13 protein-coding genes and 4 pseudogenes are annotated in these 23,806 nt (G+C 66.0%); 5 read left to right on the top strand and 12 right to left on the bottom strand.

Going from position 1 to position 23,806, the window contains the following annotated elements; all coding sequences use genetic code 11:
• Positions 1–113: 113 nt before the first annotated feature.
• The 6 genes from ISO16_RS27125 to ISO16_RS27100 all read right to left on the bottom strand — a co-directional run bounded on the left by ISO16_RS27125 (position 114) and on the right by ISO16_RS27100 (position 7,247).
• Positions 114–809, bottom strand: coding sequence for an isochorismatase family protein (locus ISO16_RS27125; protein WP_072634910.1), 696 nt, complete (start codon positions 807–809; stop codon positions 114–116).
• Complete coding sequence (locus ISO16_RS27120; protein ID WP_072634909.1) at positions 806–2,299, bottom strand: MFS transporter; 1,494 nt, start codon at positions 2,297–2,299, stop codon at positions 806–808. The genes ISO16_RS27125 and ISO16_RS27120 overlap by 4 nt, the downstream gene beginning before the upstream one ends.
• On the bottom strand, positions 2,292–3,944 hold the full coding sequence (locus ISO16_RS27115) for an amidase (protein WP_072634908.1): 1,653 nt from the start codon (positions 3,942–3,944) through the stop codon (positions 2,292–2,294). Before ISO16_RS27115 ends, ISO16_RS27120 begins: the two co-directional genes overlap by 8 nt.
• A complete protein-coding gene (locus ISO16_RS27110; protein WP_072634907.1) occupies positions 3,941–4,909 on the bottom strand; it encodes a carbon-nitrogen hydrolase family protein in 969 nt (322 codons plus the stop codon). The genes ISO16_RS27115 and ISO16_RS27110 overlap by 4 nt, the downstream gene beginning before the upstream one ends.
• Before the next feature lie 72 nt (positions 4,910–4,981).
• The gene (gene rutA, locus ISO16_RS27105; protein WP_072634906.1) at positions 4,982–6,067 is read right to left on the bottom strand and encodes a pyrimidine utilization protein A; all 1,086 of its coding nucleotides are present in this window, start codon (positions 6,065–6,067) and stop codon (positions 4,982–4,984) included.
• 127 nt (positions 6,068–6,194) lie between these two features.
• On the bottom strand, positions 6,195–7,247 hold the full coding sequence (locus ISO16_RS27100) for a LacI family DNA-binding transcriptional regulator (protein WP_072634905.1): 1,053 nt from the start codon (positions 7,245–7,247) through the stop codon (positions 6,195–6,197).
• 274 nt (positions 7,248–7,521) lie between these two features.
• Here ISO16_RS27100 and ISO16_RS27095 point away from each other — a divergent pair.
• Positions 7,522–9,149: pseudogene (locus ISO16_RS27095) on the top strand (IS1634 family transposase).
• Between the two features lie 248 nt (positions 9,150–9,397).
• On the opposite strand, the gene ISO16_RS27090 reads toward ISO16_RS27095, so the two are convergent.
• Positions 9,398–10,195: a hypothetical protein gene (locus ISO16_RS27090; protein ID WP_230304449.1), complete on the bottom strand. Its 798-nt coding sequence runs from the start codon at positions 10,193–10,195 to the stop codon at positions 9,398–9,400.
• Positions 10,196–10,347: 152 nt separating this feature from the next.
• On the opposite strand from ISO16_RS27090, the gene ISO16_RS27085 reads away from it, so the two are divergent.
• Positions 10,348–10,695 carry a hypothetical protein gene (locus ISO16_RS27085; RefSeq protein ID WP_072636901.1) on the top strand — a complete coding sequence of 116 codons (348 nt, stop codon included), beginning with the start codon at positions 10,348–10,350 and terminating at the stop codon, positions 10,693–10,695.
• Between the two features lie 229 nt (positions 10,696–10,924).
• Here ISO16_RS27085 and ISO16_RS27080 read toward each other — a convergent pair whose 3' ends face one another.
• Positions 10,925–11,437 (bottom strand): hypothetical protein, encoded by a 513-nt coding sequence (locus ISO16_RS27080; RefSeq protein ID WP_139310994.1) that lies wholly within the window; start codon positions 11,435–11,437, stop codon positions 10,925–10,927.
• Positions 11,438–11,774: 337 nt separating this feature from the next.
• On the bottom strand, positions 11,775–14,411 hold the full coding sequence (locus ISO16_RS27075; RefSeq protein WP_072636899.1) for a DEAD/DEAH box helicase: 2,637 nt from the start codon (positions 14,409–14,411) through the stop codon (positions 11,775–11,777).
• 121 nt (positions 14,412–14,532) lie between these two features.
• Here ISO16_RS27075 and ISO16_RS27070 point away from each other — a divergent pair, with 121 nt between their 5' ends.
• Together ISO16_RS27070 and ISO16_RS27065 are read left to right on the top strand one after the other, a co-directional pair.
• Positions 14,533–17,943 (top strand): helicase-related protein, encoded by a 3,411-nt coding sequence (locus ISO16_RS27070; RefSeq protein ID WP_072636898.1) that lies wholly within the window; start codon positions 14,533–14,535, stop codon positions 17,941–17,943.
• 86 nt (positions 17,944–18,029) lie between these two features.
• A pseudogene (locus ISO16_RS27065) lies at positions 18,030–19,081 on the top strand (ISL3 family transposase); the annotation flags it as partial.
• Positions 19,082–19,088: 7 nt separating this feature from the next.
• Here the strand turns inward: ISO16_RS27065 and ISO16_RS27060 are convergent.
• On the bottom strand, positions 19,089–20,660 hold the full coding sequence (locus tag ISO16_RS27060) for an IS1634 family transposase (protein WP_072636907.1): 1,572 nt from the start codon (positions 20,658–20,660) through the stop codon (positions 19,089–19,091).
• A gap of 110 nt (positions 20,661–20,770) precedes the next feature.
• Between ISO16_RS27060 and ISO16_RS27055 the strand changes: the two are divergent.
• Positions 20,771–21,304, top strand: a pseudogene (locus tag ISO16_RS27055) (ISL3 family transposase); the annotation flags it as partial.
• A gap of 333 nt (positions 21,305–21,637) precedes the next feature.
• Here ISO16_RS27055 and ISO16_RS28865 read toward each other — a convergent pair.
• Both ISO16_RS28865 and ISO16_RS29130 read right to left on the bottom strand, forming a co-directional pair.
• Positions 21,638–21,979, bottom strand: coding sequence for a DUF4352 domain-containing protein (locus ISO16_RS28865; protein ID WP_072634898.1), 342 nt, complete (start codon positions 21,977–21,979; stop codon positions 21,638–21,640).
• Positions 21,980–22,270: 291 nt separating this feature from the next.
• Positions 22,271–22,363, bottom strand: a pseudogene (locus tag ISO16_RS29130) (DUF2510 domain-containing protein); the annotation flags it as partial.
• Positions 22,364–23,806 lie beyond the last annotated feature (1,443 nt).

Raw genomic sequence — 23,806 nt, 5'->3', positions numbered from 1 at the left:
GGAGGTTCGACGAGAGGCGGGGGCGCGTCGTTGCGGGGCCGGCCGATGCGGTCGATGACTTCGAATGTATCGGGTGCCGTGTTGCGACCGGCAACACCGTTGGTTCGTTCGTGTTAACTGCAGGCGGCTCCGCCGCCGGTGTGTCCTTTGGGCTGCTCAGGCAGCCCAAAGGACGCACCGTTCAAGTACCGTCGAGCGCGTGACAGCGGCCAGACCTCGGCCATCTTCTGCTGCATGTCGAACAGGTTCGAGTGGTGGATGGCCGGATCCCGGTCGCCCACGGCGTCTTCCACGACGATGGGGATGTAGCCGTGCTGCATCGCGTCCAGCGTCGTCGCGCGCACGCAGCCGCTCGTGGACAGGCCGGCGATGAGGACGGTGTCCACCCCGAGCGACGTCAGGTACGAATTCAGCGACGTGCCGAAGAACGCGCTCGCGTACTTCTTCGTCACGAGCAGCTCGGCACACGTCGGCTCGAGGCCGTCGATGAGCTCCCCGTACGGGCTGCCCTCGCAGAACGCGACGAGCGTGCCCGACTTCTTGAAGAACACCCCGGCGTCGGCACCGTCGGCGCGCAGCCGCACCTTGGTGATCACGACGGGGATGCCGGCGGCGCGGGCGTCGGCGAGCAGCGTGCGCATCGCCGCGACGTTCTCCTCCACCCCGGCGTAGAGCGGGCAGTCCGGGTCGACGTAGGCGCGGGCCGGGTCGACGACGATCAGGGCCGGGCGGGTGCCGGGCTGAAGCTCCTGCCCGAAGCCGGCGCGGGCGTAGTCGGCCGCCTGGGCGGTGCGGTCGGCGAGGGTCATGCGATGTCCTTCAGGGTCGTGACGGGTTCGAGGGGACGCACGGCGGCGGGCGCGGAGACCTGCCGACGCGGGAAGGCCAGGCACACGGCGACACCCGCGGCGGCGACGACGGTGAGCGCGAGACCCACCGCGCGGACGTTGTCGACGAACCGCGCCAGTTCGGCGCTGCCGAGCGTGCCGAGGGTGCCGCCGTACGCGGCCTGCCGCGCGGTGGCGCTGAGCCCGACGGTCGCGACGGCCAGCGCCAGCGCGGTGCTGAGCAGGTAGCCGACGTTCTGCAGCGTCGAGCGCAACCCGTTGGCGATCCCGCGACGTTCCGCGGGCGCGGTGAGCATCAGCGCACTGGTGCTCGGGGTCATGAACAGGCCGGTGCCGCAGCCGAGGACGAACAGAAACGGCGCCGTCGCCCCCAGCGCCCCGCCGTCGGGCGAGAGCGTCAGGGTGACGCCGAGCAGGCCCACGGCGTTGAGCGCCATGCCCGTTGCGGTGAGCGCGCGCGGGGTAAAGCGCAGCATGAGCGAGCCCGCGGCGGCGGCCGCGACGACGGTGCCCACCGCGACGGGCATCACCAGCAGCCCGGCGGCCACGGCCGAGATCCCGCCCACCGCCTGCCCGTACAGCGACACGAGCAGCGTCACCGCGTAGGTGGCGACGGCGTTGACGAGCACCGCGACGAGGACGAGCGCGATGCCGCGGTTGCGGAACAGCGTCAGGTCCACCAGCGGGTGGGTGCGACGGATCTGCACCACCGCGAACACCGCGCCGAGCACCAGGCTCGCCGCCCCGCACGCCCACGGCAGCCACGGCGACGACGTCACCCCCGGCGTCAGCGCCAGCACGACGGCGGTCAGCAGCGCGGTCGACAGCACGGCCCCGGCCAGGTCGAACGGTTCGCGCTCGACGCGGCGCCGTGCGCCGGGCGGGATCACCAGCAGCGACGACGCGATCGCGAGCACCCCCACCGGCAGTACGACGACGAACAGCCCGCGCCAGCCGAACGCGGCCGTCGCGGCACCGCCGATCACCGGCCCGACGACCTGCGCGACAGCCGCGACGGTCGCGTTCCAGCCGAGGGCACGGCCCAAGCTGTGCGGCGGGAACGTGTCGGTGAGCAGCGCCGTGTTGTTGGTGACGACAGCCGCCGCCCCCACACCCTGCAGCACCCGCGCCGCGATCAGCCAGCCGGCGGACGGCGCGAGCATGCACAGCCCGGTCGCGACCGTGAACACCGCCAGCCCCGCCAGATACAGCGGGCGACGGCCGACGATGTCAGCGAGCCGGCCGAACACGAGGATCAGTGCGGTGGTGACGAGCATGTAGCCCAGCAGGATCCACGTCGACTGCGCCGCCGACGCCCCCAGCTCCCGGGTGACGGTGGGCAGCGCGACGGTGAGGCCGCTGATGCTGAGGAACACCGCGACCACGCCGACGCTGGTGGCCGCGAACACCCGCCACGGATGCGGATGATGCCGTGCGGCAACGCTATCCATCGGCGCGACGCTCGTGGACGTCGGTGACGGCCTGCAGCACCTGCGTCAGGCGCAGGCACGTGTCGTCGGCCCACGGCCGGCCCACGATCTGCACGCCGACGGGCAGGCCGTCGACGAAGCCGGCCGGGGCCATCACCGCCGGCAGGCCGAGGTAGTCGAACAGCCCGGTGTTGCGGCCGACGATCGACTGCATGGGGTGGCGCACGCCGTCGATCTCGACGGTGACGTCGGACAGTCGCGCGGCCGTCGCCCCGATGCCCGGGGTGACGAACGCGTCGATCCCGGCGGCGTCGAACGCCTGCACCGTCGCGCGCTGGGCGCCGGCGCGGCGCCGCAGCGAGCGCAGGTAGTCCACCGCCGACGGCACCAGCCCGCGAGCGATGCGCACCTGGGTGCCGATGTCGTACCGCGCGAACCGCCCCAGCGCGCCCTCCTGGTTGGCGGCGAGCTCGCAGGTGAGCACGATGGTGACGTCGTCGTGCAGGCGGTGGGCGTCGGGGATGTCGACGGGCACCACCTCGGCGCCCAGGCCCCGCAGCGCGGCGACGGCCGCCTCCCACGCGGCCAGCACGCCCGCGTCGCACAGTTCGGTGAACCACGTGGTGGGGACGCCGAGCCGCACGCCCGCCAGCGACGGCGCGCCGGGCATGCCGGGTTCGGCGAGGCCGGCCTGCACCTGCCGCGCCACCGCATCCGGGGCCGCGGCGGGGTCGAGGCCGTCGGGTCCGGCAAGGACGTCGAGGGCGACGCGCAGGTCGGCGGCGGAGCGCGCCATCGGCCCGATGTGATCGAGGGTCCACGACAGCGACGCCACGCCCGTGCGCGGGACGAGCCCGTAGGTGGGCTTGATGCCGGTGAGGTTGCACAGGGCGCTCGGCACACGGATCGAGCCGCCGGTGTCGGTGCCGAGCGCGAGCGGGACGAGGCGCGCGGCGAGGGCGCCGGCCGAGCCGGTCGACGAGCCGCCGGTCCAGCGGCTGCGGTCCCACGGGTTGGTGACGGCCCCGTAGCGGGCGTTGTGCGGCGCGCCGCAGGCGAATTCGGTGGTCGCGGTGATCAGGACCGGGATGGCGCCGGCGGCCCGCAGCCGGGCGACGGCCGTCGCGTCGGTGCCGGCGACGCGGTCGCCGGTGGTGTGCGAGCCCGCGGTGACGGGCGCGCCGGCGACGTCGACGATGTCCTTGACGCCGAAGAAGACGCCCTCGAGCGGGCGGGCGGTGCCGCCCAGCCAGCGGCGGCCGGAGTCGGCGGCGGCCTCGTCAGCGCCGTCGACGACGGCGAGGATCGCCCCGCCCACGAGCGCCGGGTCGGCCCAGCGGGCGCGCAGCGCGGCGAGCACCGCGGTGGGCGTGGTGGTGCCGGCGGCGTAGGCGGCGAGCAGGTCGAGCACGCCGAGGTCGTGCAGCGCCGCGTCGATGCGCGCGCGGTGCGCCGGGGCCGGGACGGGCGGGACCGGGACGGGGCTCGCGGCGAGCAGCGCGACGGAGTGGGCGGGCTCGGCGGCCGGCGCGTCGGGTGCGGGCGGCAGCGGCGCGAGCCGGGAGGTCTCGAGCAGGGGTGCCATGTCCGCGCGGGCCTGCGGGAGCAGGTCGTCGACGGTGGTGGCCGCGGCGGCGGTCAGGTCGGGGTAGTCGGTGGTGGTCACCCGCTCACCTCCAGCGGTAGGGCGCTCGGCCGGGGCAGCGGCGCGGGCCGGACGGTGCCGGCGGTGAGGTCGGCGAGCAGGCGCAGCACGTCGGGGCGACGGTCGCGGGCCAGCGGGAAGGCGGCGCGCACGGCCGGGACGGCGTCGAGGTCGAGGGTGAAGCGCAGCGTCTCGCCCGCCCGGTGTGCGGGTGCCTGCGCGACGATCTCGCCGTTCGGGGCGATGACGCACGAGAGGCCGAAGTAGTCGACGGTCACGCCGTTCAGGGTTTCCGGCCCGGCCCGGTTGGCGGCCACGATCCACATCTGCGATTCGAGGGCGCGGGTCTGCAGCTCGGCGAGGAACAGGTCTTCGCGGGTGCCGAGGGACGAGACGATCGCGAGCATCACCTCGGCGCCGAGCGCACGGGCGACGGCCCAGTTCTCGGGGAAGGTGCGGTCGTAGCAGATCACGCAGCCGAAGCGGGTGCCGAACAGGTCGGCGGTGGCCGGGGCCTGGCCGGGTGCGAAGTGGTACTTCTCGTCGATGTCGACGCCGCCGACCTTGCTCGCGGGCAGCGAGAGCTTGCGGTAGGCGGGCACTCCCCCGCCGTCGGGGGTACGCCAGGTGACGACCTCGCCCGCCCGGTCGACGAGGACGACGGAGTTGTGGGTGACGTCGTGCGCGGTGCGCTCGTACATGCCGAAGGCGACGGCGCAGCCGAGTTCGCGGGCGAGGTCGCCGAACAGCGTGGTGGCCTCGCCGGGGACGGTCTGCGCCCAGGGGGTGCGGTCGACGTCGTGGCTGGTGCAGAAGTAGGGGGTGGTGATCAGTTCGGGCAGCACCACCAGGTCGGGGACGGCGCCGGTCGCGTCGGGGGCGGCGGCGGTGCGGACGAGGGCGACGAGCCGGGCCAGGTTGCCGAGGAAGTCCTCGGTGAGTTCGCCGGCCTGGCCGATCGCGACGTCGAGGGTGCGCAGATGCAAGAGGGAACCTCCGGTGTGGGGTGGCGGGTGGGGGCGCGGATCGGTGCACGCGCCCCCACCCGCCGCTCGGGGTCAGGCTGCTTCGGCCTGAATAGTGTTGCGGCTCTTCATCAGCGGCTGGATGCGGGTGCCGAAGTTCTCGATGCCCTCGACGAAGTCGTCGAAGGTGAGCATGATGCCCTTGATGCCCTCGATCTCGGCGACCTCGTCGAGCATCTTCGCGACGGTCTCGTACGAGCCGACGAGGGTGCCCATGTTGAAGTTCACCGCACCCTCGGGCAGGGAGATGGTCTTGGCGGTCGAGACGTCGTCGGCGGTGGCGTCGGCGGCCGACTGATCGGCCATGTAGCCGAGGGCGGCGAGGTCGGCGTTGTCGTGGTAGTCCTGCCACTTCGCCTGGGCCGCTTCGTCGGTCTCGTCGGCGATGATCATGAACAGGGTCAGGGCGCCGACGTCGCGGCCCGTCTTGTTCGCCGCCTCCACAAGGGTCGCGGTGGCGTCGGAGATCGCGGTGGGCGTGTTGATGCCCGTGCCCATGATGAAGTTGTAATCGGCCATCTCGGAGGCGAACTTCATGCCGCTCTTGGACTGTCCGGCCGCGACGATCGGCACGGCGCCGCCGGTGGGGCTCGGCGAGAGGACGCACTCGTCCATCGTGTAGTGCTCGCCCTTGAAGTTGCTGACACCGTCGGCCCACAGTTGCCGCATGACGGTCACGTACTCGGTGGCCTGCTGGTAGCGGTAGCCGAAGTACTCCTCGCCCGGCCACAGGCCCATCTGCGTGTATTCGTTGGGCGCCCAACCGGTCACGATGTTGACGCCGAAGCGGCCGGGGGCGATCGAGTCGACGGTCGACGCCATGCGGGCGACCATCGCCGGCGGCAGGGTGAGGATCGGGGTGGAGGCGAACAGCTTGATCTTTTCGGTGACAGCCGCGAGGCCGGCCATGAGGGTGAACGACTCGAGGTTGTGGTCCCAGAACTCGGTCTCGCCGCCGAAGCCCTTGAGCTTGATCATCGACAGGGCGAAGTCGAGGCCGTGCTTCTCGGCCTTCTGCACGATCGTCTTGTTGAGCTCGAACGACGGCATGTACTGCGGGGCGCTCTTGGAGATGAGCCAGCCGTTGTTGCCGATGGGGATGAAGACGCCGATTTCCATGTCGCTCCTGAAGCTGCGGGGATTCGAAGAAGCGGTGGGGCAACACTGCCCTGCTCGCTATGACTTCGAATGTATGCAGGAGTTATTGCCGGGTCGGAGCTTGAGGGTAACGGACTTGTTGCCCCGGTTAACGATCTTTGACGGACTGCGCACGTCCCACTTGGCCGATGGGGGCCGCACTCCCCCGCTGCACCCATTCCACGGCGAAGTTCCGGTGCACCGGCGCGCCCGCCGCGCCGTCGATCCGCGCGAGCAGCAGTTCGGCGGCGGCCGAGGCCATGTCCTCGAGGGGCTGGCGCACCGTCGTCAGGTCGAACATCGACCAGCCCGACGCGTCGAGGTCGTTGTAGCCGACGATCGACACGTCGTCGGGCACGAGCAGGCCCAGGCGTTTGGTGGCGTCGAGGGTGCCGTAGGCCATGTAGTCCGTCGCGCAGAACACGGCCGTCGGTCGGTCCGGCCGGCTCAGCAGTTCCATGCCGCCCTCGTAGCCGGTCTTCGCGTCCACCGCACCACGGTGCACGAGCGTCTCGTCCAGCGGGTGGCCGTGCTGGTCGAGCCCCTCCCGGAAGCCTGCCTCGCGCAGCTTCACGCTCGGGTTCTCCAGCGGGCCGGAGATCAGCCCGATGCGCCGGTGCCCCATCTCGATCAGGTGGTCGGCGACGAGCCGGCCCCCGCCCACGTTGTCCGACGTCACCCGGTCCACCCGGCCGGCCTGGCTACCGTCGACGTCGCGGTTGAGGATCACCAGCGGGATCTTCCAGTCGATCATCTCCGACACGATCGGCGAGTCCAGCCGCGCCGAGATGAACACGACCCCGTCCACCAGCCCGCCGCGCAGCGCCAGGATGTCCTTCTCCAGCGATCCCTCGGTCCGGTCGCTCATCAGCAGCACCCGGTAGTCGTGCTGCGCGAACCGGTCCTGCAGCGTGTTCACCAGCGTCGGGTACGACGGATTCCGCAGATCACCGCTGACCACCGCGATCGACGACGACCGCCGCGTGATCAGGCTCCGCGCCGTGATGTGCGGGACGTACCCCATCTCCTTCGCCAGGGTCTGGATGCGCTCGCGGGTCTCCTCGATGACGCGCGGGTCGCCCCGGAGGGCACGGGACACCGTCGACTGCGACACGCCCGCGGCGCGTGCGACGTCGTAGCTGGTGACCGACTTGTTGCCCACGAACGGATTCTAGGTGCGCACCGCCCCTACCGGCGCGCAGGCTTGCACCCGTCGACGACTGCTTGGACCTGTTCCAGCAGGTTGGAACCGGTGCAAGGTGTCCGCTCCGGGTGTCAGGTTGCTCACGACAACGACTGTGCAGTCCCGAGAGAGTCCGGCGCCCGAGTTGGCTCACGTTTCCGGGATGAACAGCGGCTCACGTCTGTGACCTGCAGTTTCTCGTCGGGATCGGTCTGATTTCACGCACTAACGGCGCTGGTTCTAGGCTCGGCAGGTGGCGTTTGTCAGGAAGGTGCGCACCAAATCCGGGGCCACGGCCGTGCAGATCGCCCGATATGTGGGCGGCCGGCAGGAGATCGTCAAGCACATCGGTTCCGCACATACCGACGTCGAACTCGGCATGCTTCTCGAACGCGCTCGGGCCTGGCTCGAACCCGATCAGCAGGTTCTCGATCTGGGCGTCACCCCGCAGGTTCCGGTCGAAAGCCCCTGGCCGGCGGCCAGAGCGCACTTTTCGACCCTGCTCAGCGAACTTCGCAGGTGGACGCGCCGGGGCGCACCGAATCGACCGGGTCGGTGCTGCTGCGCCAGGTGCTGACCGATGTGTACGACCAGCTCGGGTTCGGGATCGTCGACGATGCGGTCTTCCGCGATCTGGTGATCGCCCGCATCGTCGAGCCCGGCTCGAAACTCGACGCCGGTCGCGTCCTGAAGGACCTCGGGGCCGATCCGCCGAGCTACGCCACGATCAAACGCCACCTGGGGCAGATCAATACCGGCAGATACCGGGATCGCATCGCCGAGCAGTGTTTCGAGTATGCCGCCGAAACCGGTGGTTTGAGCCTGTTGTTGTACGACGTGACGACCTTGTACTTCGAAGCAGAAAAGGAAGATGACCTGCGCAAAGTCGGGTACTCGAAGGAACGGCGGGTCGACCCGCAGATCGTGGTGGGGTTGCTTGTGGACAGAACCGGTTTCCCGCTGGAGATCGGATGCTACGAGGGCAATTCGGCCGAAACCCGCACGATCGTGCCGATCGTACGGCAGTTCCAGGCCCGCCACGACCTCGACGGGGTCGAGATGGTCGTGGCCGCTGACGCCGGGATGCTGTCCGCCGCCAACCTCGCAGCGTTGGACGAGGCCGGACTGAAGTTCATCGTCGGCTCCCGTACCACGAAGGCGCCCGGTGATCTTGCATCGCACTTCCATTGGAATGGAAACGTTTTCACCGATGGCCAGATCATCGACACCATCACTCCGCGGCACGGCCGCTCCGTGGTCAACAATCCCCGGCGACGGGCCGAGCCAATCTGGAACGCGACAGCGCATCCGAACGCGTGGCGGGCGATCTGGCAGTACTCACGCAGCCGCGCCGGCCGGGACGAGAAGACCCTCAATGCCCAGGAGGCCCGTGCCCGGGCGGTGGTCGACGGGGACACGGTTCCGAAGTCCACGCGGTTCGTGACGGTGACCGCGAAGGGCCGGCGACTGGACACCGCCTCGCTCGAGCGGGCACGGATGCTCGTCGGCCTGAAAGGTTACGTCACCAATCTCCCTGCCCCATTGATGGATCCGCGTGAAATCATCGCGAAGTACCACGAGTTGTGGCACGTCGAGCAGTCGTTTCGGATGTCGAAGACGGATCTGCGGGCCCGGCCGATCTTCCATCGCACCCGCGATGCGATCGAGGCGCACCTGACCGTGGTGTTCGCGGCGTTGGCCGTTTCCCGGGTGGTGCAGGAACGCAGTGGCCTCGCGATCGGCAAGGTCGTCAAGCTGCTGCGACCGTTGCGGTCGGCGACCATCGCGATCAACGGCACCCGACACACGTTCCCACCGCAGGTCGACGCCGACCTACAAGCACTGCTCGACCGGATTTCAGGATCTGGACTCACGCACTAACAAAATGAGCCAACTCGGGTTGGAACCGGTGCAAGGTGTCCGCTCCGGGTGTCAGGTTGCTCACGACAACGACTGTGCAGTCCCGAGAGAGTCCGGCGCTATTCGCAGTCACGCTCGACCATCAGCACGATGAACTGCCGCGCGAGCGCCGCCAGTTGTTCGGCGTCGTCGAGTGCCGAGGACGTCGCCGGGCACCATCAGGAACGACGCCGAGATCCGAAGCATCATCTCGGCCGTCAGGTCGATGTTCAGTCCTGCATCACCCGTGACGCAGTGCAAGTGCGTTCAGTTCCCGGTAGTCTCACGAGTTCGTGGACCCGGCGGGGACTTGACAACGCGCCGATCCGACGGGTGAGCACAGCGATCGCTTCTTCTCGCCACACCGCCTCACGAAGCCGGTGGCGCACCGACTCTGTGAGACCGGCGCGAAGATCCTCCCTCACAGCAAGCGCACTCAACGCCTGGTGACCGACTTCAGCTGGATCGACACCCTCGGGGACCTCGACCGTCCACCATCCGCTCCCCCGCAATGCAACCCACGGATCCGCCGGATTCGGAGCAGAGCTGGCAACCGCAAACGGCGCCAACAGTTCGGCAAGCTCCTTCCGAACTTCGGAGAAGCGGACCAACCCGGGGTATGTGTCGGTGTGCGTCACCGCCCAGAGCAGTACAACAAATTTGTATGCGGCGCTTCGGCCACCCCGGGTGAAGACCTGAGCAGTCTCGAGGTCCCACAGCAGTCCACCGCGAGCATGCTTGCCGCCGTGGTCGACGACGAAGCCCAGGTCGTTCAAGCAATCGGCGACAGTTGCCAGCCCTCCCGAGAATTCCGAGCTGTTGCTGAAGTGGCCGGTCGCGTACCCGTGAGCAACACCGGCGATCGCCTTCGAATCGTAGAAGCGTCCGCGGTACACCAATCTGAAGTTCCTCGCTTCGGCGTAGCCTCGTCTGCGCAGGAACTCTTCCTGACCCAATTCGTCGAACTCCTTGATCGCGGAGAGAACGGCGGGACGCGTGATCGCGGAGAGGTTCACCTTGACAGCCACGAACAGGAGCTTAGTACGTACACGTAATCAGCCGAGTTAGCTGCTGCGGGACGCTACCCCTACCTCTGACCACCGGATACCCGTCGCCTCGAGCATGGCTCCGGGAGGCACAGCCGGCGGAGACGATCTTGACTATCGCTACAGTTCCGTGCATGGCTCGAATCCGCTCCATCGCCGCAGGCACGCAGAAGGTCCAGGCTCATCCGACGGAAGTCGATTGCTACTACAACATTATCGACGAGGGCGGGACTCGGCTTCTGCACTTGAGCACTTTCGGATCGGATTATCGCCAGTCCAAGCCGAAGAGCAGCCAATCGATTCAGCTCGATCGAGATATGGCCGTCCAGCTCATCGAGGTCCTCCTCAAGACATTCCCGGATATTCTTCCAGCGGCCAAAGCGGCGCTGCCCGGCTCCAAGGGCACTGGGGACTCGGCATGGCCTGCCGACGAATCCCCCATTTTCCAGTCACTATTCCGTGAACTGGGGATCAGGGATTGATCCCAACAACCTCATGACAGCGGCCCCGTAAGGTGCCTCACTGTGCGAGGCACCTTCTCCACCGGGCCACTTGACTACCGCTCCCTCACCGGTTCGAACTCCGCACACTTGACGGGGCGTGATGTTGCCCGACCCCTCCCGCGCGGGTGATCAAGGGGGCCCGGGAGAGCAGAATTTCGCTCTGAACGTCTCTGACATTCACCAGCATCCGATCCCCGCCAGTCAACCCTCAGTAATTGGCGGCGATTTCACTCAGTTGATCAATCCCTCGGTCAAGATCTCCAATCATCTCCATTCCATCTTCGATTACATCCGGGTGACCATCCAGATCTATCGCATTCCAGAGGAACTGAACCTCACCAACTCTTTGCACGAGCCTGTTTCGAACCTCCATCATTTCCACCTGCGCCTCGGCGATCGCCGTAAAGAGACGGCCTTCGCCGAGAGCCTTTGGCAGGTCGGCCAAGCAAGCTTCGTACAATGCGGAGGATTTTTCGATGTCCTTGTACAACTTCTTCACGGCCCTACCAAACAAGCGCTCGCACACTTCCGCGTATGATTCGATATCGATACGCGATGCAGCCAGCCACTCCGACTTCGTTTCCAACATTGAAGTCCGCGCCTCTTCGACTTGTTTGGTAGCGTCCTCCCACTCCCGATGCGCGATATCGAGTTCTTGCCGTGCACGTTCGACTTCTTCACGAGCTCTAATTACTTCGGGATGCTCGTCGTCATAATGCACACACTCCTCTAACTCACGCGGTTGATCCGCCCCGAGTCTTTCACCGGACCGGGTAAGGCGACCAAATAGGGACATCGAGATCCTTTATGCCGATGGAACTGCGGAGCAGGCGCCGTCCTCAACGATCAAGCGCCGCCACAGAATACACAGCACATTCGTGCTGGGGTACGAGGCTACTTGTGGAGGCCAGGTTGACCTCCGTGTCTTGCGCCGACCACCCTCGGATCGGCGAGGGTTTCTCTCCTGCGCTATACCTGCTGACGAGCTGGACCTCGGCAGAGGGCAGTCAGTTCTACATACCGTGGCGGCCAGTCCACCTGCCGGGCAGTGCGGTAATTCAGGGCTGACCGGCAGAGAAGAGCCGTTGGCGTTCGGCAGCAATGACATCGCGCGCCAGCTCGGCTTCGGATATGTCGAAGGCTTCGGGCGCGCTGTGGGCGGTGTCGCTGACACGTGCGAACTCGTCGAACATTTCACGCTTGCGCGCAAGGATTTCGGTGATTCGCTGGTCCACACCCTCCTCGGACAGCAACCGATGGACCTGCACCGACTCCAATTGCCCCATTCGATGTGCTCGCGCGATGGCCTGCCATTCGGTGGTCGGTTTCAGTTGCGGCTCGCAGATCACGACGATCGATGCTGCTTGGATGTTCAGGCCCACTCCGCCTGCGACGATCTGCGCCACGAGTACTGCGCCGTGACCGGCGGCCGAGAACTGATCGACCATTACCTGCCGTGCGGCCGCTGCCACGGACCCGGTCAGCGGCCCGAACACTTGTCCTGGTAACGCCCGAACCACCTGATCGAGCACGCCGCGGAAGTGGGAGAACACAATCACGCGACGGCCGTTCTCCTCGGCCTCCGCGACGATCTCGATCAGTCGCTGCATCTTCTCCGAGCGGCTTTGGGTCAGGGCTGCCTGGCGCATCGCCATGAAGTTCCCTGCTGCGACGGCGGCCCGGTAAGCGGACGCATCCTCAGGCGACATCGGAAGCCACTCTTCGGCCTCCACCAAGTCCGGCAACTCGGTGAGCACGTCCTCCTGGTTGCGGCGCAGATAAGCGGGTGCGACTTGCTTCCGGAACCGACGGGGTGCCAGTTCACTGGCATCGACCACAAGGTCGGGCCTGAGGTAGCCGACAAGGTTGCGAAACTCGTCGATACGGTTTTCCAGCGGTGTGCCCGTCAGCAAGATCGCGCGCTCTGCCGAGTCGAGCACTCGAGCGGTGCGCTGCGAGCGCAGCGCGGCGGGATTCTTGATGTAGTGCGCCTCGTCCACCACGACGCAACCCAGATCCGAGACCGCCGTGAGGTGCTTTTCGAACCACGCCAGCGTCTCGAAGGTGGTCACGGCGACACCGCCATGGCGAACCCAGTTCCGCGCGCCGGTCGCGCGGTCCGGTCCGTGAACTCGGTGGGGACGCAGTAGGGACTTGGAGGACACTTCGCGGACCCAGTTGGTCACGACTGCAGCCGGACAGATCACCACGGCGTGGTGAGATCCTCTCGACCGAAGGTGGGCGAGGACAGCGAGCGCCTCGACGGTCTTACCGAGTCCCATCTCGTCACCGATGATGACCTTGCGCTGAACGAGGGCGAACCGTGCACCGAAACTCTGATAACCACGTAAGGACGCGGCCAGATGCTTGGTATCGAGTTCCAGCGCTCGTACCGCTTCGATGATGTCGTCGGGAAGGTCACCGTGGGTCTTCTGCTCGTCCTCGGCGAGGAAGCCGAGTTCGGCGAGCATGGCGAAGTAGTCGGCGGGCCGCGCAAGGAAGTCATCCCATGGATCTGTCGGTCCTGTGGCACTGGACGTGCCGGAGAGTGCGCGGGCACGGCGGACCACCGTCGCGACATCGTCGCGGAGGTCAGATACAGACGTGCTTCCCTCGACGAACACCACGAGTTGGCTGACCTTCCGGTCGAGCGCCCCTGCGAGGGGTGCGAGTTCTTCCGCGCGGGCGAGGTCGGCAGTCGCCCCTTTGGTTTTCCGCATGGCGTCCCATGCCGCGAGGCAGCGGAGAAGTTCGGTGGTGGGCCTCGTCCGGTTCTTGATGTCGATCCGCGTCGGCATCTCGTCGTACGTCGTTTGCCACAGTGTCTGGGCGGCTCCCCGCATTCGGGTCGCGGTGGTTGCACCGATCCCTGGCAGGTGTTCTAGTCGATCACCGAGGTCCAGTAGTGCCTGGACTGTGGTGATGCCGGCATCGATGAGGGGGCCGACGCGAAGTCGGTCGCGAGTGGCCTCCTTGAGTCGCTCGACCGGCATCTCGGCGAGCAACGCACGGGTCTCGGCGCGACGGACTTCGTTCCCAGCGTTCACAGCGTCATCGCGGAACTTGGCCTCGTCCTTCAGCGCCCGCGTAATGGTTGCGATCGCGTCGGGTAGGTCGGCAACTACGGCAGCCATCACGATCTCGGGGCTACGGCCGAGGTCGTTCAGCCGTGGTGTCAGGCCGACCCACTCGGCCAGTGCATCGGAAAGGTTGATCTTGGTTGCCGCCACCGACTGGCCATTGAGCCGGTTGAGGAGGTCAGGCAGACCGATACTGGCCGCCCATCCTCGGAATGCCACCAGAAAATCGGCAGCGTCGCGACCGGCGTCGCGTTTTTTGCTACCGCGGAAGAACCGGCGAATGCCGGCAACGGCGCGTACGTCGCGCGTAGCGGCGGCTGCCTCGGTCATGAGCCGCTGGAGGACTTCTTCGTCGGCGGCTGTCAGCGGCGTGAGATGCGCGTGTCGTGCCACCTCGGCGAGTAGGACACTGTCCGTCTCTCGCAGCAGGAGTATCCGCCAGGCCAGGGCCCCTTCCCGCTGTATCCCCACGGCTGAACGGCGCAGTGTGTCGACCGCGTCGTTAGCTGCGCGATCGATCTTCGCGCGTTCGCCCATGACGGAGTTGGCCTGGCTGATCCAGTCGGCGACCTCGTCGGTGATCGCGCGTAGTCGTTGTTGGTCGTCTCGTTCCATCTACCTGATCCGTGAGTGCAGTTGCCGGGAAGACTAGCCGGGACGCCGGTGGACGAGCCCGGCACCCGACTTGTCGGATCCCTCCGCTAGCGTTGGTCGGCTGTCGATTGGGAGGTAAATCGTGCGACTCGAAGAACTCGAGGCGGGGTTACGCATCCAGGGGCTCGTCCCCGCGGAGGTGGTCACCGTCATCGCGGTACAGGGGCACGGCGCCGATGCGATCGAACTGACGTACAAGACCACCGCCGGCGGACTCGGTCAGCAGATCGTATTCCGCAAGGACGAGGACGCGCTCAGCATCGCCCAGACCGGTAGCCGCGCGTTTGACGGGGCCGCCTCCGATTTCAAGCTGGTCGCCGAAGCCCAGCGCATCAACCTGGCCGGGTTGTTCGACCCGATGCTCGCCGTCGCCACCAGCGATGTCCAGCCGCTCCCTCACCAGATCAGGGCCGTCTACGGGGAACTGCTTCCCCGTACTCCGCTAAGGTTTCTGCTCGCCGACGACCCCGGCGCCGGCAAGACGATCATGGCCGGCCTATACATCAAGGAGCTGATCCTGCGGGATGACGTCCGCAGGTGCCTGATCGTCGCGCCGGGTGGCCTGGTCGAGCAGTGGCAGGACGAGCTGTTCTTCAGGTTCGGGCTCCGATTCGACCTGCTCACGAACCAGCTGGTCGACGCGAACGTCAACCTCAACGTCTTTGAATCCAACCCGCTGCTGATCGCGCGAATGGATCAGCTCGCCCGCAACGAGCAATTGCAGACTCAGCTCGAAGAGACCGAATGGGACCTCGTCATCGTCGACGAGGCACACCGCATGGGAGCCCACTACTTCGGTGGGAAGCTGGAGAAGACCAAGCGGTTCCTCCTCGGGGAGCTGCTGGGCGACATCACTCGTCACCTGCTGCTGATGACCGCGACTCCGCACTCGGGCAAGGAGGAGGACTTCCAGCTGTTCCTCACCCTGCTCGACAGGGACCGGTTCGAGGGGAAGAACAAGGTCACCGCCGATACCAGCGGGATCATGCGCCGCATGGTCAAGGAGGATCTGCTCACGTTCGAGGGCAAGAAACTATTCCCGGAGCGCATCGCCGAGACAGTGCCCTACGAGCTGACCGCGCTCGAGTACGACCTCTACCAGCGTGTCACCGACTACGTTCGCGAGGGGATGAACCGGGCCGAGCGTGTCGGTGGGAAGCGCAAGAACACCGTCGGGTTCGCGCTCACCGTTCTCCAGCGGAGGCTCGCATCGAGCCCGGAGGCGATCTACAAGAGCCTGGTTCGCCGCACCGAGCGGCTCGAGCGCAAGAAGCAGGACATCCTCAATGGCACCTACCAAGAGCCGGAGCCAAACCTTGATCTGGCAGGCCTCGACAGCGACGACTACAACGCCGAGGAGATCGAGCAACTCGAAGAGGAGCTCCTCGACGCCGCAACCGCAGCGCAGACTGTGGAGGAACTCGACGCCGAACTGCTTGAGCTCGCGGGTCTCAGGCGCATCGCTCGGCAGGTCCGCAGCGCCGGGACCGACCGAAAGTGGATCGAGCTGTCCACTATCCTGCAGGATCACATACTCATAACCGACCCCAACGGCTGGCCACGGAAGTTCATCATCTTCACCGAACACCGTGACACTCTCGAGTATCTCAACGCCCGGATTGGTTTCCTACTCGGCCGATCCGACGCGGTGAAGGCGATTCACGGCGGCGTGCGCCGCGGTGAACGGCGCCAGATCACCGAGGAGTTCACCAAAAACCGCGACTGCCAGATCCTCATCGCCACCGACGCCGCCGGTGAGGGTCTCAATCTCCAGGCCGCGCACCTGATGGTCAACTACGACCTGCCGTGGAACCCGAACCGCATCGAGCAGCGGTTCGGCCGCATTCACCGCATCGGCCAAGAAGAGGTCTGCCGCCTGTGGAACCTAGTAGCCTCCAACACCCGTGAGGGCGAGGTCTTCACGCGGTTGCTCGACAAGATCGAGGAACAGCGTAAGGCCTACGGCGGCAAGGTCTTCGATGTCCTCGGCGAGGCCTTCACCGAGACTCCGCTGCGCGATCTTCTGATGGACGCCATCCAGTACGGCGAACGGCCGGACGTGAAGGCAAAGATGCACGAGGTCATCGACCACTCTGTCGGCGAGGGACTCAGGGAATTGCTCGACGAGCGTGCACTTGCGTCCGAGCACCTCTCCGAGGCCGCCCTCGCCGAACTTCGGGCCGCGATGGACGAGGCCCGAGCCCGCCGGCTTCAGCCCCACTACATCGAGCTGGCCTTCAAGGCCGCGTTCACCCGACTCGGTGGCCGGATCGCTAAGCGCGAAAAAGGACGCTATGAGATCGCCAATGTGCCCGCCCCCATCCGCGCCAGCAAGCACGGCCCCATCGCGACCCGCTACGACCGAGTGACCTTCGACCTAACGCACGTCCAGTCCGATGACTTGGCCCGTGCCGATCTGCTCGCTCCTGGCCACCCCCTGCACGACGCGGTGATGGACGAGGTGATCCGGCAGTTCGGTGGAACCCTCAACTCCGGGACCGTCCTGGTGTCCTCCACTCTGGAAGAGCCACGCCTCCTCGTCGGCGCCATTGAGGAGGTCGCCGACGCGACGGGAGCATCAGTCGCTCGCCGCTTCGGCTACGCGTACGTCAATAGCTCCGACAAAGTCACACCTGCTGGGCCGGCGCCCTACCTCGATTGCGTGGCAGCCCCTGACGTGCCGGCGACTACCGCGGCCCGCTCGCTACCGTGGCTGGCCGACGCCGAGGGCAAGGCGGCGAGCTGGATCATCGCCAACCAACTCCCCGAGTACTTCTCGGAGGTCAAACCCAAGAGGGCGGCCGAGCTCGAAAAGACCCGCGAACTGGTTACCAAACGCCTCCGAAGCGAGTCCGAACGACTCTTGCTCGATGCTGCGGTCGCAGCAGAAAAGGAACGATCGGGCGACAAGCCCAAGGAATCTTCAGAGAGTCTGAACCGCAAGGCAGTCGAACTCGACCACCGCCTCCGCCGACGCCTCGAGCTGCTCGACCAGCAAGTCCTCATGTCCACCAAGCCGCCGCTCATCCTGACCGCGGCCCTGGTACTCCCCGTAGGGATGCTCGAAGGAGAGCTCCCAGCCACCGCGCCGATCCACGCGAAGGAGACCAAGGAGGTCGAACGACGCGGCGTCGACCTCGTGCTAGCCCGAGAGCGCGAGCTCGGTCGCCAGCCCGTCGAGCAGGCTTTCAACAACAAGGGCTTCGACATTCTCTCGACAGCGACCAATGGCGACACCTATCGCATCGAGGTGAAGGCCCGCTTCGAAGGGGCTGAGGACTTCTTCGTCACCCACAACGAGGTGATGACCGGCAAGAACGCCGTCCCGCGCTATCGCCTCGCCCTCGTCCGAGTCGACCGCCGGGGTGCTCAGTACGACGAAGTCCGCTACCTCGACGACCCCTTCGCCACCACCGACGTCGGCGACTTCGACACCACGGGTATACGTGGCGACTGGAACAAGATGTGGGCCAAGGGCAAGGCGGCGTTCTGATCCATAGCGGCTCTTCGCAGTTGGTAGGGGCGTGATGTCGTCCGACCCCGTGCCGTGTCGGTGATTGAAAAAGGGCCCGCGCCCTTGTGAGCTGGGTGTTCTTCAGGCAACCAGACCAGCAAGGAACGCGGGCATGCTCCACAGTAGTGGCTCACTGCTGCTCGATCTCGACGGCGTCGTCGTCGAATCGGTGCGGCGCGTCGACGACGGCAGCCGGATCGTCCGGCTCGGCACCGACCCCCGGTGGGTCGGGATGTGCCCGCAGTGCGGGCAGACGTCGACACGGTCGAAGGGCTGGGTCACCACCGGTCCCCGCGATGTGCAGGTCGGCCCCGACCGTCCCCGGCTCGAATGGAACAAGCGGAAATGGTTGTGCACCAACATCTCCTGCGGGCGGAAGGTGTTCACCGAGTCGGTGCCGGGCATCCCGCCCCGCAGCAGGGTCACCCCGCGGGCGAAGACGATGATGGCCGCGGCCGTCCTCGACGACGACCGTTCGGTGGCCGCGGTCGCCGCCGAGTACCGGTGCGCCTGGCACACGGTCCACGATCGGGTCGTCGCCGTCGCCGACACCGCACTCGACGACGAACCAGCCCCCGTGACGGTGCTCGGTATCGACGAGACCCGCCGCGGCAAGGCGAAGTGGGAGACCGACCCGGTCACCGGCGCCCGGCGGTGGGTGGACCGGTGGGACACCGGACTGGTCGACGTCACCGGTGACCAGGGCCTGCTTGCCCAGGTCAACGGGCGCAGCTCGGCGACGGTGCTCGACTGGCTGCACGCACGCGACGAGCAGTGGCGACAGCAGATCACCCACGTCACCATCGACCTGTCCTCGGTCTACGCCAAGGCGGTGCGCGAGGCATTGCCGCACGCCGAGCTGGTGGTCGACCGGTTCCACCTGGTCAAGAAGGCCAACGAGGTCGTCGATGCGGTGCGCCGGCGGGTCACCCAGACCCACCGCGGTCGGCGCGGACGCAAGTCCGATGTCGAGTGGATCAACCGCCGCCGGCTGCTGCGCGGCGCCGAGACCCTCACCGATCAGCAGCGCACCGAACTGTTCACCAAGCTGCTCGCCGCCGACCCGAGCGAGGAGATCGCCGCCGCCTGGATCGCCAAGGAACTGCTACCCGAGTTGCACCAAATTAGTGTGCCAACTTTGACCCGGGATTCGGGATGCCGAGGGAGTCGAGGATGTGCACGGCGTCGTCGGTGAGTGGATCGAAGGCTGTGTGTTCGTGCCCGGCGATGGTGACGGTGATTTCCTGCAGCGGCCGCAGGGTCCGCACGATCTTCCGGATCGACATCCCGGTCGCATCCTGCAGGTAGCGCGAGATCGCCAGCGCGGTGAACACGATGGTCAGGTGCGCCTCGATCGAATCGCGGGTGTGGCTGAAGATCGGGCGGGCCCGCAGGTCGGTCTTCGACATCCGAAACGACTGCTCGACGTGCCACAGATCGTGATACTTCGTCATCACTTCCTGCGGATTCATCAGCGAGACAGGAAGGTTGGTCACGTAGCCCTTCAGGCCGATCAGGGAACGCGCCCGGGCCAGAGCGTCGGTATCGAGGGTTTTGCCCTTGGTGGTGCTCTTGACGAACCGGGGTGTTCGGGCAGCGCGGGTGCCGTCGATGACTTCCCGGGCGCGGGCTTCCTGCGCGTTCAGTGTCTGGTTGTCCCGCACGGCGCGTTTGGTCGAGTACGCCCAGATCGCCCGCCACGCCGAGGTGTCGGCCGGCTCCCACACCGGTTCGCTGCGGCGACTGATGTCGTTGACGGTGCTCTTGGCGTGCCGTGGGGTGACGGTGTCGATGACCTGCCCGTCGGTGAACACGTCACCGTTCCAGTGAAAATGGCTGGCCAGATCCGCTGGTGCTTTCGTCACCCTCGAGCCGACGATGAACTTCAGACCGGCAGCATCGAGATCCTTCAGGTTCGTCGCCGACAGCATCCCGGCGTCGGCGGCGATGACCATCTCCACACCCTCGAGGTTGTGGCGGTCCTGGAACTGCCGCACGATGGGCACGATCGTTCGGGTCTCGGCCTGGTTTCCTTCGAAACACCCTATTTCCAAAGGGAATCCGGTGCGATCGACGAGCAGGCCGACGACGATCTGCGGGTCCACTCGACGTTCCTTGGAGTATCCGACCTTGCGGAGCTCGTCTTCCTTGTCTGCTTCGAAATACAACGTAGTCACGTCGTAGAGCAGCAGGTTCAGATCCCCCGCGGTAGCAGCGTGCTCGAAACACCGCTGCGCGATGTCGTCGCGGTAACCATGGGCGGTGCATCGCTGCAGGGTTCGCACGAAGGTGTTGCGGTGGGCGGGTGCGATCCCGATCTCGCGCAGCACTCTGCCCGCGTCCGCAACCGATGTCGGTTCGACGAGGCGGGCCGTCACGAGCTGGAAGAACGCCTCGTTGTCGACCGCGTCGAAGCCGAGACGTCGCCAGGTGGTGTCGATGACCTCGATCAGCCACCGCGACCGCTTCCCGGTGATCGTCGGCGGTCCGCTGCTGGTGGTGCCCAGGTCGAGGTCGAGTTCCTGCTGGCCGGCGAGCAGCTTCTCCCGAGCGGTCTCGAGCAGGGCAGCGAGTTCGCTGTCGGTATGAGCCGATCCGAGGTGCTCGAGCACCTTGTCCCGGCGGTCGTGCTTGGCCGCGATCTGCACCGCGGTCGCTCCCGAGGCGGTGCGGACTTTGCGGATGTAGGCGGCCACGGACCGAAAGTCTACCGAGCCGTTAGTGTGCCACTTTCCGAACACGCACCGCTGCTACCTGCACCGATGACGCGATCATCCCGAAAATCGGCTCACCTGGTGCAACTCGGGTCGATGCGGTGCGCCGGCGGGTCACCCAGACCCACCGCGGTCGGCGCGGACGCAAGTCCGATGTCGAGTGGATCAACCGCCGCCGGCTGCTGCGCGGCGCCGAGACCCTCACCGATCAGCAGCGCACCGAACTGTTCACCAAGCTGCTCGCCGCCGACCCGAGCGAGGAGATCGCCGCCGCCTGGATCGCCAAGGAACTGCTACGCGACCTGCTCGCGTGCACCGGTCGCGGTGGGCTGCGGCACGAGATCCGAGCCGCTCTGTATCGGTTCTACAAGTTCTGCGCCGCCTGCTCGGTGCCGGAGGTCACCGCGCTGGCCCGCACCGTCGAGACCTGGCAGGACCCCATCGTCCGGGCCATCCAGACGGGTCTGTCGAACGCGCGCAGCGAAGGCTACAACCGGATCGTCAAGCACGTCGGACGGATTGCGTTCGGATTCCGCAATCCCGAGAATCAACGGCGCCGGGTACGGTGGGCCTGCACCCGCCGCTCCCGGCGGAGCACACCCAGCCGGCATCAATGCCACTGCTAACTACGAAGAGCCTCCATAGCTCTCGTCATCACGTAGGTTCGCCGAAATAGCACCCTGCACGAACTGATAGTTGCCTCCGGTTCACGCCCTGACGGCGGCGAGTCTTGGGACATCGGTCCCAAGCTCATTCCATTGCCTCGCCCTGCAACGGTGACGGTAACGTGTCCACGTCGGCGATGCGGGGTCGCTTACGTATTCCTCCTGCGCGCCATCAATACATGCGACCCACTGGAAGGGAACCAATTCAGCCGTGTCGATTGCACGGCCCTCCAGCAGAGAACTCTCACATACTCCCCCACAAACCCAACTCATCACGGAAGCCCGCATTCAGCATCAGCGCAGCGATACTTCAACTCCACCAGAAAAGATCGAATCATGCAGTTCCAGGTGAGCCGGAGTAGCGCCACTCAGGACATATGTGAGAGTTCCGGATACCGATTGACCGGGATTCAACTCTGCGAAGGCCAGGTCGGACGTCCAATCGAATTCGGGCTCGAATCTTCTTCCCTGAGTGTCGAAAAGATACTGAGCCGATACTGCCACGGAATTCGGCCGATCCCCAATGTTGGTGATTGTCAGCGAAGCTGTGGCACCGTCCCAGGAATGCACAATGAACTCGAACTTGCCATCACGGACAGGCCTGCCAATACCCACGCGGCTAGTGGTTGTAGTCATCGGTACTCGTGCCGCCGAGGGAGCGGCCTGGCGGCTGGCTTCAGCCTCCCTTCGTATTCGGTCTACCGCCTCGGCTTCCGCTGGTGACAACGATGTTGGAGTCGCAAACTTGGCTCGCTCCCCGGGCGTTGGTCCAGACTCTTCACTACCGCCGGTTGCCACCGCCACGAACGCAAAGAAGGCGAACACTCCGCCAACAACCCATGGCCACCGCCGCTTGTTACGCCGTGCCGGCGGCAGTGGCTGGCGAACACCGGACAATGAAGGTGCGGGGGTCGACGCAGTCGAGCGAGGCCTGGTCGCACCCGTCCACGCTTGCCCATCCCACCATCGATCAACGACGGAGTTCCTGGGATCCGGATACCAGCCGGCAGGAGGAGTCATCTAGGTCCCATTCCTTTTGTATACCTTGCCCTATCGTCCCTAAAGTAGGACATGCAGGTCGGCCCGTTACACTGTAACCAGCAGTTGCAGCAAACATTCCGCTTTACCCGCGCCCCCAAGTTCACCGACCTACGCTGTCCGGATTTGAGACTCGATCCAGATCCAACCGCAAGGTGAGCGCGAAGACGGTGATCAGTTCGGTACACACCGCAGGCCGACGTGGTATCAACCTCGCATGCGATCTGTTGTGACGGTCATCTGTGGGTCCGCCATTCTCCTTGGCAGCTGTTCGTCCGAACGTGTGCCGACTGCCGTGCCGGTCCCCTCCCCAACCGCCACAACATCAAGCCAACCGACCTCCGCACGTATCACTGTGATGGCAAAAGTCGCAGCACCGTATGCGCGTGCGACCGCAACTGGATGCGAGGGTTCGGGATACTTATCAGGTATTCGAGACGGCGCATTCGTTTCGGTAGCTGATGCAACGGGACACAAAGTAGGGGCAAGCACCTTCACGGCCAGCAGGCTTCAACCTGATGGATCATGCAACCTGTGGGCATACCCAAATGTGGTTCTCGGCAGCGACTTCTACGATGTGAGCGTGGCCGGCGAAGACCCAGTGACCGTCACCGCAACAGAAGCCCAGCACGAAGGTGTCGGAATCGGATTTGGTTTTTGAGCGCCTCATATTCTCATTGAAGTGTTTACGACGCAATCGCGCCCGACGTATTTATTAGGATGTCAGTTCACCAGCTGGCACAGTCATCCGATCTTGGTCCACGTTCCGCAACCACTGGACTTGAAAGCTACGTCCGACGAACTAATGGTCACCACCGACGCCCCTGACACGTTGTCGTTGGTGATGATGTCGTCGAACTCGCCGGAAGTACCAGAAAGTCGCTCCCAATAGCAGTACGACCCGCCGGCGGTCCGATACGTCCCGGGGTTGATGTCGCGCCCGACGAGGTGCATGCCGTTGCCAAATGTGGATTTGGCTGCGTCGGCTTCCCTCGGCAGCGACGGAGGTGTCAATCATCGCCTGGTTCTCCTCGTCGGAGGGCGTACCGGCGACACCGATCCCCACGCCCACGGCGAGGGCGGCGACGATGCCGAGGATCCACGGCCAGCGCCGCGGCTTCCGAACCGGCCCGGGCTCTGACTCTGGCTCCGGTGCATACGGCGCGGCGGGCACAGACATGTTCTCGGTCATCGACAACGTCCTCGAGGGTGTGGCGGACCACCCCGACGCGGCACCGTAGTTGATTGAACGATGAAATTGATAGCAGGCGTACCCGACAATCGTCGCGTTCGGCCCGAACCTGGAATTTCATACAAACTGCACGTCCGAGCTTCTGGCGTGCCACCGCTGTACAAGGTCCTCCAATTGGTAACCTCAGCGACCGAAGCACGCGACCCGAGTTCGGCCGCGGGGATGCAAGCGGC

This window comes from Rhodococcus sp. M8 (assembly GCF_015654185.1).
GTDB lineage: Bacteria > Actinomycetota > Actinomycetes > Mycobacteriales > Mycobacteriaceae > Rhodococcus > Rhodococcus aetherivorans.
This window is presented reverse-complemented; position numbering and strand designations above follow the sequence as displayed.

Coding starts and splice junctions, on each gene's coding strand:
- ISO16_RS27125 (WP_072634910.1), bottom strand. CDS start 809: ATGACCCTCGCCGACCGCACCGCCCAGGCGGCCGACTACGCCCGCGCC.
- ISO16_RS27120 (WP_072634909.1), bottom strand. CDS start 2,299: ATGGATAGCGTTGCCGCACGGCATCATCCGCATCCGTGGCGGGTGTTC.
- rutA (WP_072634906.1), bottom strand. CDS start 6,067: ATGGAAATCGGCGTCTTCATCCCCATCGGCAACAACGGCTGGCTCATC.
- ISO16_RS27085 (WP_072636901.1), top strand. CDS start 10,348: ATGGCTCGAATCCGCTCCATCGCCGCAGGCACGCAGAAGGTCCAGGCT.
- ISO16_RS27075 (WP_072636899.1), bottom strand. CDS start 14,411: ATGGAACGAGACGACCAACAACGACTACGCGCGATCACCGACGAGGTC.
- ISO16_RS28865 (WP_072634898.1), bottom strand. CDS start 21,979: ATGACTACAACCACTAGCCGCGTGGGTATTGGCAGGCCTGTCCGTGAT.